Here is a 16776-nt window from a genome sequence, read left to right as displayed (position 1 = left end):
CAGTTGCGGCTCAGGCCGGCCTTGACGATCTGGGGTAGTGGTCCGCGACCGCCGAGTTCAGCAGCACGCTTGCCCGGATACCGTGCCGGTCGAGGCTGTCGACCGTGCGCCAGATGCCGACCCGGGGCCCGTAGTCACGCCAGCCGTGGTTGAGCGCGTCGGGGACCAGGTCCGCCGTACCGGGCCAGATGCTGGTGGACGGGCGGTCGATCAGGAAGTGCTCGACGTTCAACCCGATGTACGCGGCGACTCTCGCACCGCCCGGCCAGCGGATCGGTGGGCGTTCGGTGATGGGGCTGTAGTCGAAGAGCGTGGCGTTCGTCATGCCGACACGGTAGAAGTTGACATCGGTGTCAGGTTCAAGCCTTGGGGGTGTGATGCGGATCGGTGAGCTGGCGCGGCGCACCGGGGTGAGCGAGCGGTCGCTGCGCTACTACGAGCAGCAGGGGTTGCTGGCGGCCGACCGCACGCCCGGCGGCCAGCGGGACTATCCAGAGTGGGCGGTCGACAGGGTCATCCGCATCCAGGAGTTGTTCGCCGCGGGACTGCACAGCAAGAAGATCGCGCGGTTGCTGCCATGCATGCGGGACGCCGACGGCGGCCCCTCCGAGATCGCCACCCCGCAACTGGTCGCCGACCTGGTCACCGAGCGGGACCGCATCGACCGGATGATGACCGAACTGGCCAACTCCCGCGGGGTACTCGACGACGTGATCAATGCGGCCTCGCAGCGCCGGGCGAACCAAGCTTGATCGAAGGCTTTCGATCGTAAAGGAACGGTAAGTGCCGCTCGGCATGCTGGCGCCAGCGCAGAGGCGCGTGCCGAGAGGAGCTTTCATGTTCAGCCGTAAGCATGTGGCGTCGCTGTTGGGGGCGGTACTGACCGCGGGCGCGGTCGCGGCGGCCGGTCCACCCGCCGCGGCCGCCAGCGACCGGTGGTTTGCCGCGTGGGCGACATCCGTCCACGCACCGATACCGGGAAACCAGTTCGATGGTCCGAACTGGTCCCTCGAAGGCTTCACCGACCAGTCCGTGAGACAGGTGGTCCGGGTCAGCGCCGGCGGGAGTGAGGTGAGGATCCGGCTGTCGAACGCGTACGGGTCGGGACCACTGCGGCTCACCGGAGCCACCGTCGCGCAGGCCGGCACCGGCGCCGGCCTGAAACCGGGCACGGTCCGGCCCTTGCGGTTCGGTGGCGATGGCTCGACGGTCATCCCGGCGGGCAGGTCGGCCGTGTCCGATCCCGTGCGGCTGCGGGTGTCGGCCCTGGACTCGTTGACGATCACCCTCTACTTCAAGGGCCCATCCGGTCCCGCGACGTTCCACCAGGACGGGCTGACGACGACGTACCGCGCGGCCGGCGACCACCGTCGGGACGAGGGTTCTGCGGCCTTCGGGGGCGAGACAAGCCACTCCCGCTACTTCATCACGGGCGTCGATGTCACCGGGGCGGGCGGGCCGGCCGGGACCGTCGTGGCGTTCGGTGACTCGATTACCGATGGGCACGGGTCGACAGCCGGAGCCGACAACCGCTATCCGGACCAGCTCGCCGAGCGGCTGGTGCGTTCGCACCGGCGGCTGAGCGTGGTCAACGCCGGCATTGGCGGAAACAAGCTGCTCGCCGACTCGCCCTGCTACGGCGAGCGGGCTGTCACCCGCTTCAGCCGCGACGCGCTGAGCCAGCCGGGCGTGCGGACGGTCGTGGTGCTCGAAGGCGTCAACGACATCGGTGCCGGCGGATATCCCGACTACTTCGGCTGCGGCGCCTCGCCCGAGGTGACCGGGCCCGACCTGATCGCGGCGCATCGGCAGCTCATCCGGTCGGCGCACCGTGCCGGAGTCCGCGTCGTCGGCGCGACGATCACCCCGATGAAGAACTTCACCGGCTACTACTCAGCGGACAAGGAACGGGTGCGGGACCAGCTCAACGACTGGATCCGGACCAGTGGTGAGTACGACGCGGTGGTGGACCTCGACCGGATGCTCTCCGACCCGCAGGATCCCGACGCGTTGGCGGCCCGGTACGACTTCGGTGACGGTCTGCACCTCAACGACGCCGGCGCCGACCGCATCGCCGACGCCATCTTCCGCGCCTTGTGCTGCTGACGCGAACGGACGTGCCCGGACGGCTTAAGGAGTAGGAATGACGGACATTGACGAATACATCGCTCGCCATCTCGTCGAACCGCAGGCAGCGATTGTGCAGGCCGTACGGAAGCTGATGGCCGTGAACGCACCCGATTCTCGCGAAGTGATCAGCCGAGGATCGCCGGCTTGGCAGGGAAACAAGTTGATCGCCATTGTCAGCCGGAGCAAAACCCACATCACACTCGCCTTCGCCCGCGGTGCCGAGTTCACCGACCCGTACGGAATGCTCGAAGGCATCGGCACGACAACCCGGCACGTCAAGCTCAAGAAGTTGTCCGATGTGGACAATCCCGTACTCGCGGAGTACGTCCGCCAGGCCGTCGCCTTGGACAAGAGCTAGACCCCGAAAAGATAGATTTCCCCGGTCCGCGTCAGTTGTAGACCGTATGCTCCCGCGGGCACCGCGCAGGTCGGCGGCTCGCTGGCGCTCGCCGAGATCCCCGACCTAATAAGAGCAACCGGGTAGGGCGGCAGTCATACTCGGCTCCGGTAGCCGCCGGCGGGTGAGCACTTCCCTGACCAGGACGTTGAGTCCTCAGCGCAGATCGTGCCCCGTTGGTGGTCGGGAGACAGGACCGCTGATGGGATGTCGTGCCTCGCTGACTGTGGCGTGAGCACTCGTTTATTAGGTCGCTGGTAGTTCTCCGCAGGCTCGCCGGAGCAGATCTGTCCGCTATGGATTGGAGTCGAGTTTGCTGTTCGTCGGAGATGACTGGGCGGAGGATCACCACGACGTCGAGTTGCAAGACGAGACGGGCCGGGTGTTGGGCCGGGCGAAGCTGCCTGAGGGTGTGGCGGGTATCGGGCGGCTGCACGCGATGATCGGCGAGCACCTGGGTGAGGACGACGAGGCGACGGTGGTGGTCGGTATCGAGACCGACCGCGGCCCGTGGGTGCAGGCGCTGATCGCGGCCGGCTACCAGGTTTATGCGATCAATCCGCTGCAGGTGGCCCGGTACCGTGAGCGTCGTGGTGTGTCGGGTGCCAAGAGCGACACCGGTGACGCACATGCCTTGGCCGACATGGTGCGCACCGACCGCCACCAGCTGCGCCCGGTCGCCGGGGACAGCGCCCAGGCCGAGGCGGTCAAGGTCCTGTCCCGTGTGCATAAGACGCTGATTTGGGACCGTACCCGGCAGATGCTGCGGCTGCGTCACGCGCTGCGTGAGTTCTTCCCGGCCGCGCTGGTCGCCTTCGACGATCTCACCGCCCCGGAGGCCCTTGAGCTGCTGGGCGCCGCGCCGGAACCGACCGCAGCCGCCGCGCTGAGCACCGAACGGATCAACGAAGCGCTCAAGCGCGCACGCCGCCACGGCAGGGCAGCCAAGGCCGAGGCCATCGCGGCCGCGTTGCGGGCCGAGCATCTGGGCCAGCCCCCAGTAGTGGCTACCGCCTTCGCCGCGACCGTGCGCGCGCACGTGGCGATCCTGGGCACCCTCAACGCCGAGATCAAGACCATGGGTAAGGAGATCGAGGCCCATTTTTCCGAGCACCCGGACGCTGAGGTCTACCTTAGCCAGCCCGGCCTTGGCGTCGTGCTCGGCGCCCGGGTGCTCGCCGAGTTCGGCGACGACAAACAGCGTTACGCCGACGCAAGAGCACGCAAGAACTACGCCGGGACCAGTCCGATCACCCGCCAGTCCGGCAAGAAGAAGGTTGTGCTGGCCCGCTACGTCCACAACGACAGGCTGGTCGACGCCCTCGGCCAGCAGGCCTTCACCGCACTGAACAACTCACCAGGCGCCCGCACCTACTACGACCAACTCCGGGCCAAAGGCGTCGGCCACCGCGCCGCGCTCCGCCAGCTCGGCAACCGTCTCGTCGGCATCCTCCACGGATGCCTCAAAACAGGCAAGCCATACAGCGAAGACATCGCCTGGGCACACCACAGAAAAGATCTTGACACTGCCGCTTGACAACAAATCCACATGGGATGTCTGCGCTGCCGGGTCCGCGGTCCAAGCCCAACCCCCCGGGGTTCCGCCTTCCGCGACCTGTCGAGCTGGGTGCATGGCCGCGCCCAACGGCCGACCCGGCGGGCCGACCCGGCGGCGAGGGTCGCGGTCGGCCGACCGCGGCCCCGCGGGGTGAGCTTGCCAACCGCGGAGGGTGAGGCTGCGGGAGCGACGGTCTGGACCACGACGGACATCGCGGTAGCTCAAGGTTATTGGGTTTGGATCTTTATCCAAGGCAGGAGGCCGAGGCCACCCCGACTCCAAGCGCTCTAGAAACGCCGCGAACCTACCGTCGCGGCGACGTAGGGTGGCCGGCATGCGGTTCGGGGTGCTCGGCCCGCTCGCGGTCTGGACAGACAGTGGGCGGGCCGTTGCCGTGCCCGGTGCGAAAGTTCGGGCGTTGCTCGCGGCGCTGCTGGTCCGGGAAGGGCGACCGGTGTCGACGGATCGGCTCGTCGACGAGCTGTGGGGTGACGAGCCGCCGGGAAACCCGCCGGCGGCGCTCGCGGTGAAGGTGTCACAGCTGCGAAAGGCGCTCGACGATGCCGAGCCCGGCGGCCGTGCCCTCGTCGGATCCGGACCGGCTGGGCTTACGCTCCACACGCGTGCGGTCGACGCGCTCGACTTCACCGCGCTTCTTGCCCGTGCGGCAGACGAGCCGCGTCCGGACGCCCGCGTCGTCCTGCTCGATGACGCGCTCGCGTTGTGGCGGGGATCTGCCTACGCCGACCACCGTGACGAGGCGCTGGCCGAGGCGGCTGTGGCACGCCTGGAGGAGCAGCGCCTCACGGCGATAGACGACCGCGCCGAGGCATACCTCGCGCTGGGGCGCCACGCGACGGTCGCCGACTCCCTCGCGGACGTGGTGGCGAAGAGCCCGCTGCGGGAGCGGAGCCGAGGGCTGCGGATGCTGGCCCTCTACCGGTCAGGTCGGCAGACGGAGGCGCTCGACGCGTTCGCCGACCTCCGGTCGCGGCTTATCGAGGAGCTCGGACTGGAGCCCGGGCCCGAGATAGCCGCACTGCACCAGGCGATCCTGGCTCAGGACCCGGCGCTCGACGCCGCGCCGCCCGCGGAGGCTCGACCGACCAGCAACCTTCCCGCTCCGGTTACCGAGCTGGTCGGCCGCGACAAGGCCATCGCCGAACTCACCGATCTCGTGCGGGCGAGCCGGTTGACCGTACTGACCGGTCCCGGCGGCGTCGGCAAGACCCGCCTCGCGGTCGAGGTCGCACGCCGCGCGCAGGCCTCGTTCCCGGACGGTGCGTGGCTTGTCGAGCTCGCGGCTGCCGACGGCGGCGAGGACTCGATCATCGACACGGTGGCGAGCGCGCTTGGCCTTCGCGACACCGCGACCGGGACACTGCCTCGCGTCGACCGACTCGCCGCCGCGCTGCGGTCCCGGCGGATGCTGCTCGTCCTCGACAACTGCGAACACCTGATCGCCGATCTCGCCGCTGTCGCGTACAAGCTGCTGCGTGCCGTGCCTGACCTTGTCGTGCTCGGCACCAGCCGCGAGCCGCTTGACCTGCCCGGCGAGACCGTGTGGCCGGTACCGCCGCTGGACCTGCCCGCGACCACCGGAGGCGATCCGGGAAGCTCCAGCGCGGTGCGACTCTTCGTGGCACGTGCCGCCGCGGCCGACAAGGGCTTCACGCTCGACGCGTCCAACGCCGGCCTTGTCACGGCGCTCTGCCGGCGGCTCGACGGCATCCCACTCGCACTCGAGCTCGCCGCGACCCGCGTACGCGGCCTGGGCATCAAGCAGCTCGTCGCCGGCCTTGACGACAGGTTCCGCCTGCTGGCGCCGGGACATCGGGGTGCCGAGCCACGCCATCAGACGCTGACCGCCACGATCGACTGGAGTTGGCGGCTGCTGACCGCACCGGAACGCGTCGTCCTGCGCCGCCTCGCCGTCCAGGCCGATGGCTGCACACTCGAGGCCGCCGAAGCGATCTGTGCCGCCGCCGACCTCCCCCGGCAGGATGTGCCGGACCTGCTCGCCCGCCTGGTCGACCGCTCGCTCGTGGTCCGGCTCGGGCCCCGCTACCGCCTGCTGGAGTCGGTCGCCGCGTACTGCCTCGAACGCCTCACCGAGGCTGACGAGCTCGCCGTGACGCGGCGACGCCACCTTCACTACTACACGGCTCTGGCGGAGCAGGCCGAAGAGCTGCTGCGCGGCCCCGACCAGGGGCACTGGCTGCGCGTACTGGACACCGAGGCCGCCAACCTGAGGAGCGCCGTCGACTTCGCCCTTCGGGAAGGGGACAGCGATGCCGGACTGCGCCTTGTCAACGCGTTGGCGTGGTACTGGTTCCTGCGCGGTCGCCTTGACGAGGCCCGCCGCGCGATGCGTGCCGCGTTGGCCGCCAGCACGGGATCGGCATCCGGTTCCGCGCGGGCGCGAGCTACCGCGTGGGAGACCGGGTTCGCCTTCCTGCTCGGTGACGTGGCCGACTGGCCGGCCCGGCACGACGCGGCGCTGGGGGAGTTCGACGACGCCGACGACGACACCGCCCATGCCCGCGCCGCGTGGTTCCTCGCCTACGCCGAAATCGACCTGGGCGACGTCGCCGCCACCGAGACCCTGCTGAACGACACGCTCACCCGCTTCGACAAGACCGACGACAGGTGGGGCAGTGCCGCCACCCTTGTACTGCTGGCGAAACTCGCCTACATCCGCGGCGACGCCGAGGTTGTCGCCCGCGATGGGGCGGGAGCCGCCGCACTCTTCCGCCGGCTCGGCGATCGGTGGGGTGTACTCCAGGCCGCCGAATGGCTCGGTGCGCATGCCAGCCTGGGCGGTGACTACGACACCGCTGTCACGCTGCACACCGAAGGACTCGCGATCGCCCGCGAGCTTGACCTTTGGGCCGATGTCGCTGGTCACCTCGGCTGGTTGGGCTGGATCGCCATGGAGCGCGGCGACTACGCGGCGGCGCGCGCGCACAGCAGTGAGGCGCTCGCGCTGGCGAACCAACAGGGCGCACCGCTTCTGGCTGCCTTCGCGACGATGGGCCTGGCCTGGACAGCCCGCAGGGCAGGGGACCTCGACACCGCAACGACACACCTGCGGTCGCTGCTGGACGCGGCGGCCGACCGGGACAGCGAGGCGGGTCAACCGCTCTACGTCCCCAGCGTCCTTGTCGAGCTGGGCCACATCGCCGAACACCGCGGCGAGCTGACCGTGGCCGCGGACCACCACCGCGAAGCACTCCGGGTGGCGCGAGGTCTCGGCGCCGCGCGTGACGTCGCAGCCGCTCTGACCGGCTTGGCCAGCACCGCCGCGGCCTCTGGTGACCACCAGGAGGCCGCGACACTGCTCGGTGCGGCCGACGCCGCCCGGCAGCCGACCGGCAAACCCCCCACGGCCGCCGAACGGGGCGACCTGGACCGCGCGACGAACGCCACCCGCGCGGCTCTGGGCGCCGATTTCGAGGACTACTTCGCAAGGGGTCTTCGCACGAGACCCGATGACTACTCCGGCACGGCGGCCTGACGTGGTGAGGCTAGCCCTACGGCGAAGAGGGCGGCTAGCTCCAATGTGCTCTCCTCGTTGACGCGAGACGCTCGTACCCATGTCGAGCTCAGGAGATCATGTCGTAAGCCGTCGCGTCGTCCTCGCCGGCTTGGTCGGCGCCGGGTTGGCGCCGGCCGGCGCTGCCTTGCTGCCCGCCCCAGCGGCGCACGCCAGCCGCGGATCCGCGCCGATTGACCAGGACTCTGTCGACGCCGTGGCGGCCCGGCTGGACGCCGAACTGGTCGAGCTACGCCGGGACATCCACGCGCACCCCGAGACCGCGGGCCAGGAGCAGCGCACCGCCTCGGTGGTCGCGGGCCGGCTCCGCGCGGCCGGGCTCGCCGTCACCACGGGGTCGGCGGGCACGGGGTCGTGGGCGTCCTCGCTGGCGCTCGTCGTGGCCGCACGGTCGCCTATCGAGCCGACATGGACGCCGTGCCGCCGGATGAGCAGATCGGGGGCGGCGGCACGGAAGCGGCCCACCTGTGCGGGCACGACCTGCACACCACAATCGGCGTGGGTGTCGCGGAGGTCCTGGCGCGCCTGCGCCACCGGCTCACCGGACGCGTCGTGTTCGTCTTCCAGCCCGCCGAGGAGAGCCTCAGCGGTGCTGCCGCGATGCTCGACGACGGCGTGTTCGCCCGCACGCGTCCGGCGGAGATCCACGGCTTGCACTGCGGTCCTTTCCCGGTCGGGCAATTCTTCACCACGTCCGGCTTCGGGCTTCCCGGCCTGGACCGCGGCACGATCACGCTCACCGGCCCGGACGCGGCCGCGCGGGCACAGCGGCTCGCCGCCGAGATCGGCGCGCTCGGCACGGTGTCTCCGCCCGCCACCCCCGCCGACCTCGAACGGCTCGTGTCCGACCTCCAGATACCCCACGGGCCGCTGGAGAGGTTCGTCTTCATGCGCGTACAGGCAGCCGGGGCCGAGGTGCGGCTCTCCTACCGCTGCTGGCCGGAGGACCGGTACGTCGAGATCCGCGACAGCATCCGCCGGCTCGCGCGGTCGTCCGGCGAGGCCACTGTGGACTTCCCGGACGACCCGTTCCCCGCCATGATTTCGCCCGTGCGGGAGGGCCAGGCGCTCCACCGGCACCTGCGCCAGACGCTCGGCCGCGACCGGGCACGCGCGCTGCGGGCCGCGATCCCCTTCAGCGGCGAGGATTTTTCGCTCTTCCTCGACCGGGTGCCCGGCACGTTCACGTTCCTCGGTGTCCGCGCGCCCGGAGCCCCGATCGAGAGCAGCTATCCGCACTTCAGCGCCTTCACCCCGGACGAGCGGGCCATCGGCCACGGCGTCCGCGCGATGGCCGGCTGGCTGGCCAAGCGCACCCACGCCTGACGAAGGCGGGGCGACGGTCAGGGCCGAAAGGCAAGGTCTGCCACAATCTCTTCGCGGATCCATTCCATAATGGAGATTCGAGCTACCGCGATGTCCGCGGTGGTCCAGACCGTCGCTCCCGCAGCCTCACCCTCCGCGTTCCACAAGCCAAAACCCGGCCGGCACGGCCGGCGGCGAGGCAGCGGACTACCTAGCGCGCGCGATCCGCAGACCTTAGGTCTTCACAAAGCCGGCCGAGCCACCCGCGAGACCACCACCGGTGGGCGACATCAGGCACGTTCCGGGTCGCCCGCGCCGCCGGCCGTAAGGCCGGCGGCTGGGTGTGAATCGCGGAGGGTGAGGCCGCGGGAGCAGCGGTCTGGACCACAGCGGACATCGCGGTAGCTCAAAGTCTCCATTGTGGATAGACCTGTGTCCGTACGCGTAAGGGGCTCCGCATTTAACCCCGAGCAGTTGTTGCGCCAGCACGCCGGCCGTCCCTACCGCGGGGAGGGCGGCCGGGGGTGGGATGTGGTTAGCGGACGGCGTCGGTGAGGCGGGCGGCGACGGCGCGGATGCGTGTGATCAGTTCGGGTGGCTCGTGGACGGTGAAGGGGAGGTCGAAGAGGCCGAGGTAGATGGCGAGTTCGTCGAGGGAGTTCGATCCGGTGTGCAGGAGGCAGCTCTGCGGGTCGACGGCCTCGACGACGCCGACTGTCGGGAGGATCCGCTCCGCGGCCACCTCGGCGGATACATGCAGGGTGACCCGCGCCTGGTATCGGTAGACCGCGGTCGAGACGCCGTGCGACAGGTACGCGGCGAGGTCGACGTCGGGCGCCGCGCGGGGGTGAAGCGCGGACCCGTCGGGACGCGGGGACCAGCCGGTCCATCCGGTACGTGCGCCAGCCGGCGCGCTCGACGTCCCAGCCGACGAGGTACCAGCGGCGGCCGGTGTGGACGAGCCGGTGGGGCTCCGCCGTGCGTACCGATGTCGTGCCGTCGTGGCTGCGGTAGTCGAAGCGGAGCCGGTGGTGGTCGCGGCATGCCGCCGCGACGGCGGTCAGGGTCTCGGGGTCGACGGTCGGGCCGGTGGCGGGGACGGTCACGGTGACCGCGCGCAGCAGGTTTACCCGGTGCCGCAGCCGCGAGGGAGGACCTGTTCGAGCTTGGCGAGCGCGCGTACCGAGCTTTCCTCGATGCCGGCCACCGTGCCGGTCGCGGCGGTGCGCAGCCCGATCGCGACGGCGATCGCCTCCTCGTCGTCGAGCAGAAGCGGCGGAAGGTTCGCGCCGGCGCCCAGCCGGTAGCCGGACACGCCCGGCGTGGCGTGTACCGGGTAGCCGAGGGCACGCAGCTTGTCGACGTCGCGCCGGACGGTCCGCACGCCGACGCCGAGCCGCTCGGCCAGGTCGGCGCCGCTCCAGTCGCGCGGGGTTTGCAGCAGGGACAGCAGGCGGAGCAGCCGCGCCGAGGTCTCCAACACACCGAGAAGTCTGCCCGCCAGCTAGGACGAAAGCTGTCCTCTTCGCTCCATACGTTGGTCTCATGAGCGAAGAAATCACCGCATTCCGCATCGACATCCCGCAGGAGCAGCTCGACGACCTGCGTGACCGGCTCGCCCGGACCCGCTGGCCAATCGCGCTGCCCGGCGACGACTGGGACACCGGCGTCCCCACCGCCTGGCTGCGGGAGCTGGTCGACTACTGGGGCAGTGGCTACGACTGGCGCGCGGCCGAGGCTCGGCTCAACGAATTCCCGCAGTTCACCACGGTCATCGACGGGCAGCGGATCCACTTCATGCACGTGCGCTCCCCGGAGCCGGACGCGTTCCCGCTGATCCTCACGCACGGCTGGCCCGGTTCGGTGGTGGAGTTCCTCGACCTGATCGGACCGCTGACCGACCCGCGCGCCCACGGCGGTGACCCGGCCGACGCGTTCCACGTGGTCATCCCGTCGCTGCCCGGGTTCGGCTTCTCCGGGCCGACCACCGATGCCGGGTGGGACACCGATCGCATCGCGCGGGCCTGGGCCGAGCTGATGCGCCGGCTGGGCTACCAGCGCTACGGGGCACAGGGCGGCGACATCGGAGCCGCGGTCAGCCCGCAGCTGGGCCGGGTCGCGCCGGACCGCGTCGCCGGTGTCCACGTCAACGGCGGCCCCGGTCCGCTGCCGCCACTGCCGCTGACCGACGAGGAACTGGCCAGCCTGTCCGACCTCGAACGCGACCGGATCCGCCGGATCGAGGCGTTCATGCAGGAGGAGTTCGGCTACATCGCCATCCAGTCCACCCGGCCACAGACCCTCGCGTACGGCCTGACCGACTCGCCGGCCGGCCAGCTCGCCTGGCTCATGGACAAGTTTCGGGAATGGACGCACCCACGATCGGTCCTGCCCGACAAGATCGTCGACCGGGATGTGCTGCTGACGAATGCCATGGTCTATTGGCTGACCGGCACGGCCGGCGCCGCGGCCTACGTCGGCTACGCCCAGGAATCCGCGTGGGGCGCCACGAAACCGAACTCCGGCGTGCCCACCGCGGCCATCGTCTTTGCCCACGACGTCGGAATCCGGCGCTACGCCGAACAGGAGAACACCATCACCCGCTGGGTCGACGTCGACCAGGGCGGCCACTTCGCCGCGCTGGAAGAACCCGAAACCCTGACCGCCGACATCCGAGACTTCTTCCGCGACCTTCGCTGACCCGTCGCCGGAAGTGGTGGGCCTGGAGCCACCAGGCTCACCGCACGCGCATAGCTAGGCCTCGAGCAGACCATCCCGGCCGTTCATGAACCGCCACGCCTCATCGGGCGCGAAGAAGACGATCCAGCTCACCCGTAAGTCCACTGTGCACGGTGTGGTGGTGGCCCTGTCGACGATCATAGTGATCGTCTGGCCGGTGGTCACGTCCAGGACCTTTCCGGTATTACCAGGACCCGCTATCCCGCTTGCCGCGATCTCCCCGTCGATGACGGCCTGCCACAGCACCTGAGGGCTGGGACCACAGCCGGGCGCGGCGACGCCGAGCACCGCCTTGCCGCGCTGAGTCTCGCGCCGAGCAAGGCCGGCATAGCTGACCTCGACGTGACGGGTGTCGCCGGTCAGGTCCCAGTGGTGGGTAACGGGGCAGAGGCCGCTGTCACAGGCGTCGACGCTCTGGCGGGCGGGAAGGTCTCCGGCGACGGGGACGAGCTGGCGGTAGCTCGTGTCACGCATCAGGCGCAACCCTTGGACCAGGCCGGCGACCAGGGTGATGGACACGATCGTCAACAGGACCGATACGGTCACCAGCACGCGCTGCGCCTTTGGCCGCCCGCGGGCCGGGACGGTGGGCGCGCTGGCGGCGGCCTCGGTAGCGCGCTCGGCCGCCGCCGCGGGTCGCGCCTGCCGCGCGGGACGTGCTTCGCGTCGCCGCTGCCATTCCCACCACAGCACCACGAGCGCGCTGAAGGTGCCGAGCCCGCCGAGCAACGTGCCAACGATCGCACTCCACCACGACAGGTACTCGACCGGATTCGGATCAGCCGCCAGCACGCACGCATGGTACTGACAGCACTACTCACCCGACGTACCCACGATCCGGACGCAGCCCAGAAAGCGCAGGTGACGGTGGTGAAGTCGGATTGAAGACAGCGCGAGGAGCCGCCCGGTAGCCTTCGCCAACGGAAGGGTGCCAACCGACACGGGGAAGGCAGCAGAACAGATGATCGCGCGAGTGTGGCGAGGATGGACGTCGGCCGCGGCGGCCGGCGACTACCAGGCTCATTACGAAACCGACGTCGCCGAGCACTTACGGCAGGTAGCGGGTTTCCGCGGTGCGCGGCTCCTGCGCCAGGAAGCCGGCGACGAAGTGCTGTTCACCTCGATCACCTACTTCGCGAGCATGGACGACATACGCGCCTTCGCCGGCGAAAATCCCGAACAAGCCGTGGTGGCGGAGGCAGCCCGCCGCGCCCTGACCCGCTGGGACGACCTCGTCAGCCACCACGAGGTCGCCGCCGACCTCCCATAATGGTCGATGTCCGCAGACCTCGCGACGGACGACCAGAGCCGTCACGGCTTGGTCTGTCCACAACCCATTCCCGGATCCATCAATAACAAATCGAGCTACCGCGATGTCCGCTGTGGTCCGGACCGCTGCTCCCGCGGCCTCACCCTCCGCTCTTCACAACCCAACCCCAGAGCGGACCTGGCCTCTGGATCTAGTCGACTTTCTGCCGTCATGACGGCAGAAAGTCGACTAGATCCAGGACTCTTTCGGCGCTGCCCGCGAGGCGGGCAGCGCGGAAACGCCTCCGCGTCGCGGGGGTTGCGGTTACCCCACGTCTTGCCTCCGGCGGGGATCTCCGGCCTCCAGGATGGCACTAGGGTGGGTGCGCTGGGTGCGCGACTGGCGTCGCTACCGGTGGTGGTCTCGCTGGCGATCGTTCGCCCGATCAAAGCGGCCCGGTCTGGTCGGCGGGCGGGTGAGTGGGAGGTTCGAGAGGACCGGTGGGGCGGGCGCATTGGTGCTTCCAGCTCCAGAGCCCCGCGGACTGGTGGCCCGCTGGCGGTCTGTCGGGTGCCCGCGGGCGGGGTGGGTTGTGAAGCGCGGAGGGTGAGGCCGCGGGAGCAGCGGTCTGGACCACCGCGGACGTCGCGGTAGCTCAAATCTTTATGGTCTAAGGGATCCGCGAAGGAGGGATGCACCCGTGGCCTCGATGCAGACCGGCCCCAGCTGTTGGGCTGGGGCGGTCTGGGCGATCGAATGTGTGCTACATCCACCAGGATGACGGGATGGGTGGGGTGAGCGCCGGGACCTTGCGGGCGTTCGCCTTTTGTTCGTAGGCGTAGGCGTATCCGAGCAGTTTGGGTTCGGTGAAGGCTTTCGAGATGAATGCGATGCCGGCGGAGATGCCGTTGGTGTCGACGCCGCCTTGGACGAGCATGTCCGGGTACCCGGACAGGGCGGCCATGTCGCTGCCCGCGCTGGTGGGCCGGACGAGGGCGTCGAGGTGGTTGTCGTCGAGGATTTTGTCGATGGCGGCGCGCATCTTGGCGGGGCCCTCTTGGGCGGCCAGGAGGTAGTCCGCATCCGTCATCGCGCCTCGGCCGGCCTCGGTCTGGAGCCGCACCAACACTTCGGGCGCCATGTTGAAGCCGGGTTGCGAGCTCGCGGCGAGTACGTCCGCGTGTGACTTGACGGCCGCGCCGGGACGGTAGGTGGCCAGGTACTCGCCCAGCAATGTCTTGAATTCGGTCTCGGAGACTATCGGGTAGTACTGCCCACGCAGGTCGAGCGCCGCCTGGGGAGCACGAGGTTGTCCACGACGGTGGCGCCCAGCTGGCGCATCTGCTGGATGGCCGCATCCATCATCGGGGCGTTGGCGGCGTTGACGTAGTTGCGGAGCACGCCGATCCGCGCGCCCTTGAGCGAATCCTTCTTCAGGTACTTGGTGTAGTCACTCGGTATTTTGCCCTGGCTCTGCTTCGTCGCGGGGTCGGCCGGGTCATAGCCGGCGATGGTGTTCAGCACCAAGGCGCTGTCGGTGACCGTCCGGGTCATCGGTCCCGCGCTGTCGAATGTGGACGAGAAGGGGATGATGCCGGCGCGGCTGACCAGCCCGAGGGTTGGCCGCATACCAGCCAACGACTCGGCGTTGACCGGCCCGCGGATCGATCCACCGGTGTCGCTGCCGATGGACAGGACGGCGAAGTTGGCGGCGATCGCGGCGGCCGGTCCGCCGCTGGAGCCAGCCGGGGAACGCGACAGGTCGTACGGGTTGAGCGTCTGGCCGCCGGCGGAGCTGTATCCGGCCCGCCCGCCATGCGCCCACTCGTCCATGTTGCCTTTGCCGAGGATGATGGCGCCGTCGTCGCGGAACGCCTTGGCGATGTAGGAGTCCTTCGCCGGCAAGGGTGTGATGAGGGTTTTCGAGCCGCCGGTGGTCGGCATGTCCTTCGTATCGATGTTGTCCTTGAGAATCACCGGGATGCAGTGCAGCGGGCCGACGCGTCCGTGCTGGCGCTTGTACTTGGCGTCCAGGGCCTTCGCCTGGGCCTTCGCGTCGACCGCGACGGAGATGAGGGAGTTGATCGCGGGGCCTTGGTTTTCGTACGCCAGGATCCGCGTGAGGTACCCGTCGATCAGCTGCGAGCAGGTAAGCTTGCCCGACTTGAACGCCTGATGGATCGACGCGACCGTCGCCTCTTCGAGCACAAACCCACGCGCGGATCCCGATCCGTGCGCCGACGCGGTAGCTGGCACGGCCACCAGCGCCAGGACAACACCGGTGACGATGGTACGAGTGGTGCGTCTTCGTCCGTTCAACGTAGCCTCCTAGCCCGAAGTTGATGTTGCGGAGGCTAGGAGCAGCTCGTTTCCGCCATATGTGATCCACATTTCCGTCCCGGGGCGGCGTCAGGTCACACCCCCGCGGATGCAGCGGACCGGGGGTTCGATGCATCTAAGGGGTATGGGCGCAGGCTCCGCCGGTGACGGGCGGTTCGATGAGTACGTCGCAGCACGCGGGCAGTCGCTGCTACGTTTCGCGTACGTCCTGACCACCGACCCGCACACCGCCGAGGATCTCGTCCAGTCCGCGCTGGCCGACGCGTACCGGCACTGGCGGCGGGTGTCCCGCGCCGACCACCCGGACGCATACGTGCGGCGCATGATCGTCAACAAGTACCTGGGGTGGCGGCGGCGCCGCTGGTTCGGCGAGGTCCCGACCGACCGGACCGCCGACGCGGCGCCGGTGGTGGCGGACCACGCTGAGGCCGTCGCCGCCCGGGACGAGTCCCGGCGAGCGCTGGACAGCTTGCCGCCACGGGCCCGCACGGTGCTGGTGCTGCGCTACTACGCCGACCTGGACGACGCCGCCATCGCCGAACTGCTGGGCATCGCCACGAGCAGCGTCCGGGCCACCGCCTCGCGGGCGCTCGCGACCCTGCGCGCGGCCGGATTCGGCACGCCGGTCACCCAGAAGGAGATCTCATGAGTCTCGACCTGGAACGGTCTCTACGCACCGAGTTCGCCGCCGACGCCGAACGCGCGCCGGTCGCCACCGACCTCGCCGCCGCCGCACGCCGCCGCGTGCGTGCCCGGCGACGACGGCTGGCCGCCGCGGCTGCGGGCCTGGCCGCCGCCAGCCTGCTGTCCGCGTCGACGCTTTTGCTCGACGGGCCGGGTACCACCGACCAGGCTGTCAATCCATCGCCGGGTCCGAGCCTGACACCAGGCACGTCCGGGCCGGTGGCCATCCAGCAGGCTGACTGGATCGACGGTGCCCGGGACATATCCATCGAGGTCAAGGCGACCAGCTTCGACAGCGCCTGCGCGACCGCCCTGTCGGCCACAGTCCAGGAGTCCGCTGGTGAGATCAGGATCTCGGTCCGCGCTTCCAGCCGGGCCGGGACCGCCTGCCCGCCGGAACTCCGCCGGATCCTGGTTTCGCTGGACTCCGTCGGGAATGGCCGCCCCTTGGTCGACGAGTTGACCGGCAAACGAATCCCGCCCGGCGAGCCGCCCCCGAACGGCCATCATCCGGGGGACCCGCCGCTGCCGTTCAACCAGGTCATCCTGCTCGATGGCGGACGCAGCCTGGAGCTGCGGTTCTCCGGCGTTCCGTCCGACAGCGGGCGGTGCGGCGCGCGGTACGTCGGCACGGTTCGCGAGACCTCCCAGCGCGTCGAAGTACGCGTCGACACCGTGCCAACCGGCACACCCGGCGGGCCCTGCTACGACATCGCCGGCCCGCGGACCGCCACTGTCCACCTGTCCCAACCGCTCGGGGACCGCGAACTCTACGACGCCAGCGGCCGCCAGCTACACCCGGTGGACGGCTGACGAAC

General features: G+C 69.8%; 14 protein-coding genes and 1 pseudogene. 10 read left to right on the top strand and 5 right to left on the bottom strand.

Features of this window, described 5'->3' with window-relative positions:
- Positions 1–10 precede the first annotated feature (10 nt).
- Positions 11–325: a polysaccharide deacetylase family protein gene (locus tag Pflav_RS43795; RefSeq protein ID WP_197938677.1), complete on the bottom strand. Its 315-nt coding sequence runs from the start codon at positions 323–325 to the stop codon at positions 11–13.
- Between the two features lie 52 nt (positions 326–377).
- On the opposite strand from Pflav_RS43795, the gene Pflav_RS21320 reads away from it, so the two are divergent.
- The 6 genes from Pflav_RS21320 to Pflav_RS21295 all read left to right on the top strand — a co-directional run bounded on the left by Pflav_RS21320 (position 378) and on the right by Pflav_RS21295 (position 8967).
- Entirely contained in the window at positions 378–752 is a 375-nt protein-coding gene (locus tag Pflav_RS21320) for a MerR family transcriptional regulator (protein WP_173037719.1), read from the top strand.
- 85 nt (positions 753–837) lie between these two features.
- Complete coding sequence (locus tag Pflav_RS21315; protein WP_173037718.1) at positions 838–2106, top strand: SGNH/GDSL hydrolase family protein; 1269 nt, start codon at positions 838–840, stop codon at positions 2104–2106.
- Positions 2107–2143: 37 nt separating this feature from the next.
- Positions 2144–2488: a DUF1801 domain-containing protein gene (locus Pflav_RS21310; RefSeq protein WP_173037717.1), complete on the top strand. Its 345-nt coding sequence runs from the start codon at positions 2144–2146 to the stop codon at positions 2486–2488.
- 352 nt (positions 2489–2840) lie between these two features.
- Positions 2841–4064, top strand: a complete 1224-nt coding sequence (locus Pflav_RS21305) for an IS110 family RNA-guided transposase (protein WP_173032861.1) — start codon at positions 2841–2843, stop codon at positions 4062–4064.
- A 355-nt stretch (positions 4065–4419) separates the two neighbouring features.
- Positions 4420–7602, top strand: coding sequence for a BTAD domain-containing putative transcriptional regulator (locus tag Pflav_RS21300; RefSeq protein ID WP_173037716.1), 3183 nt, complete (start codon positions 4420–4422; stop codon positions 7600–7602).
- Between the two features lie 447 nt (positions 7603–8049).
- The gene (locus Pflav_RS21295; RefSeq protein WP_232071709.1) at positions 8050–8967 is read left to right on the top strand and encodes a M20/M25/M40 family metallo-hydrolase; all 918 of its coding nucleotides are present in this window, start codon (positions 8050–8052) and stop codon (positions 8965–8967) included.
- 514 nt (positions 8968–9481) lie between these two features.
- Here Pflav_RS21295 and Pflav_RS48030 read toward each other — a convergent pair.
- Positions 9482–10429, bottom strand: a pseudogene (locus Pflav_RS48030) (helix-turn-helix transcriptional regulator).
- A 62-nt stretch (positions 10430–10491) separates the two neighbouring features.
- Here Pflav_RS48030 and Pflav_RS21285 point away from each other — a divergent pair.
- A complete protein-coding gene (locus Pflav_RS21285) occupies positions 10492–11646 on the top strand; it encodes an epoxide hydrolase family protein (protein WP_173037715.1) in 1155 nt (384 codons plus the stop codon).
- Positions 11647–11700: 54 nt separating this feature from the next.
- On the opposite strand, the gene Pflav_RS21280 is transcribed toward Pflav_RS21285, so the two are convergent.
- Positions 11701–12477, bottom strand: a complete 777-nt coding sequence (locus Pflav_RS21280; RefSeq protein ID WP_232071706.1) for a hypothetical protein — start codon at positions 12475–12477, stop codon at positions 11701–11703.
- A gap of 169 nt (positions 12478–12646) precedes the next feature.
- On the opposite strand from Pflav_RS21280, the gene Pflav_RS21275 reads away from it, so the two are divergent.
- Positions 12647–12955: an antibiotic biosynthesis monooxygenase family protein gene (locus Pflav_RS21275; protein WP_173037713.1), complete on the top strand. Its 309-nt coding sequence runs from the start codon at positions 12647–12649 to the stop codon at positions 12953–12955.
- 742 nt (positions 12956–13697) lie between these two features.
- Here the strand turns inward: Pflav_RS21275 and Pflav_RS21270 are convergent.
- Both Pflav_RS21270 and Pflav_RS21265 read right to left on the bottom strand, forming a co-directional pair.
- Positions 13698–14168: an amidase gene (locus Pflav_RS21270; RefSeq protein ID WP_173037712.1), complete on the bottom strand. Its 471-nt coding sequence runs from the start codon at positions 14166–14168 to the stop codon at positions 13698–13700.
- A 23-nt stretch (positions 14169–14191) separates the two neighbouring features.
- Positions 14192–15253 (bottom strand): amidase family protein, encoded by a 1062-nt coding sequence (locus Pflav_RS21265; protein WP_173037711.1) that lies wholly within the window; start codon positions 15251–15253, stop codon positions 14192–14194.
- Between the two features lie 145 nt (positions 15254–15398).
- On the opposite strand from Pflav_RS21265, the gene Pflav_RS21260 reads away from it, so the two are divergent.
- Positions 15399–15923: a SigE family RNA polymerase sigma factor gene (locus Pflav_RS21260; protein WP_173037710.1), complete on the top strand. Its 525-nt coding sequence runs from the start codon at positions 15399–15401 to the stop codon at positions 15921–15923.
- Positions 15920–16771, top strand: coding sequence for a hypothetical protein (locus tag Pflav_RS21255; RefSeq protein ID WP_173037709.1), 852 nt, complete (start codon positions 15920–15922; stop codon positions 16769–16771). The genes Pflav_RS21260 and Pflav_RS21255 overlap by 4 nt, the downstream gene beginning before the upstream one ends.
- Positions 16772–16776: the final 5 nt, after the last annotated feature.

Origin of the sequence: Phytohabitans flavus (genome assembly GCF_011764545.1) — a bacterium.
GTDB lineage: Bacteria > Actinomycetota > Actinomycetes > Mycobacteriales > Micromonosporaceae > Phytohabitans > Phytohabitans flavus.
The sequence above is the reverse complement of the archived record's forward strand: the minus strand, read 5'-3'. Positions and strand labels throughout refer to the sequence as shown.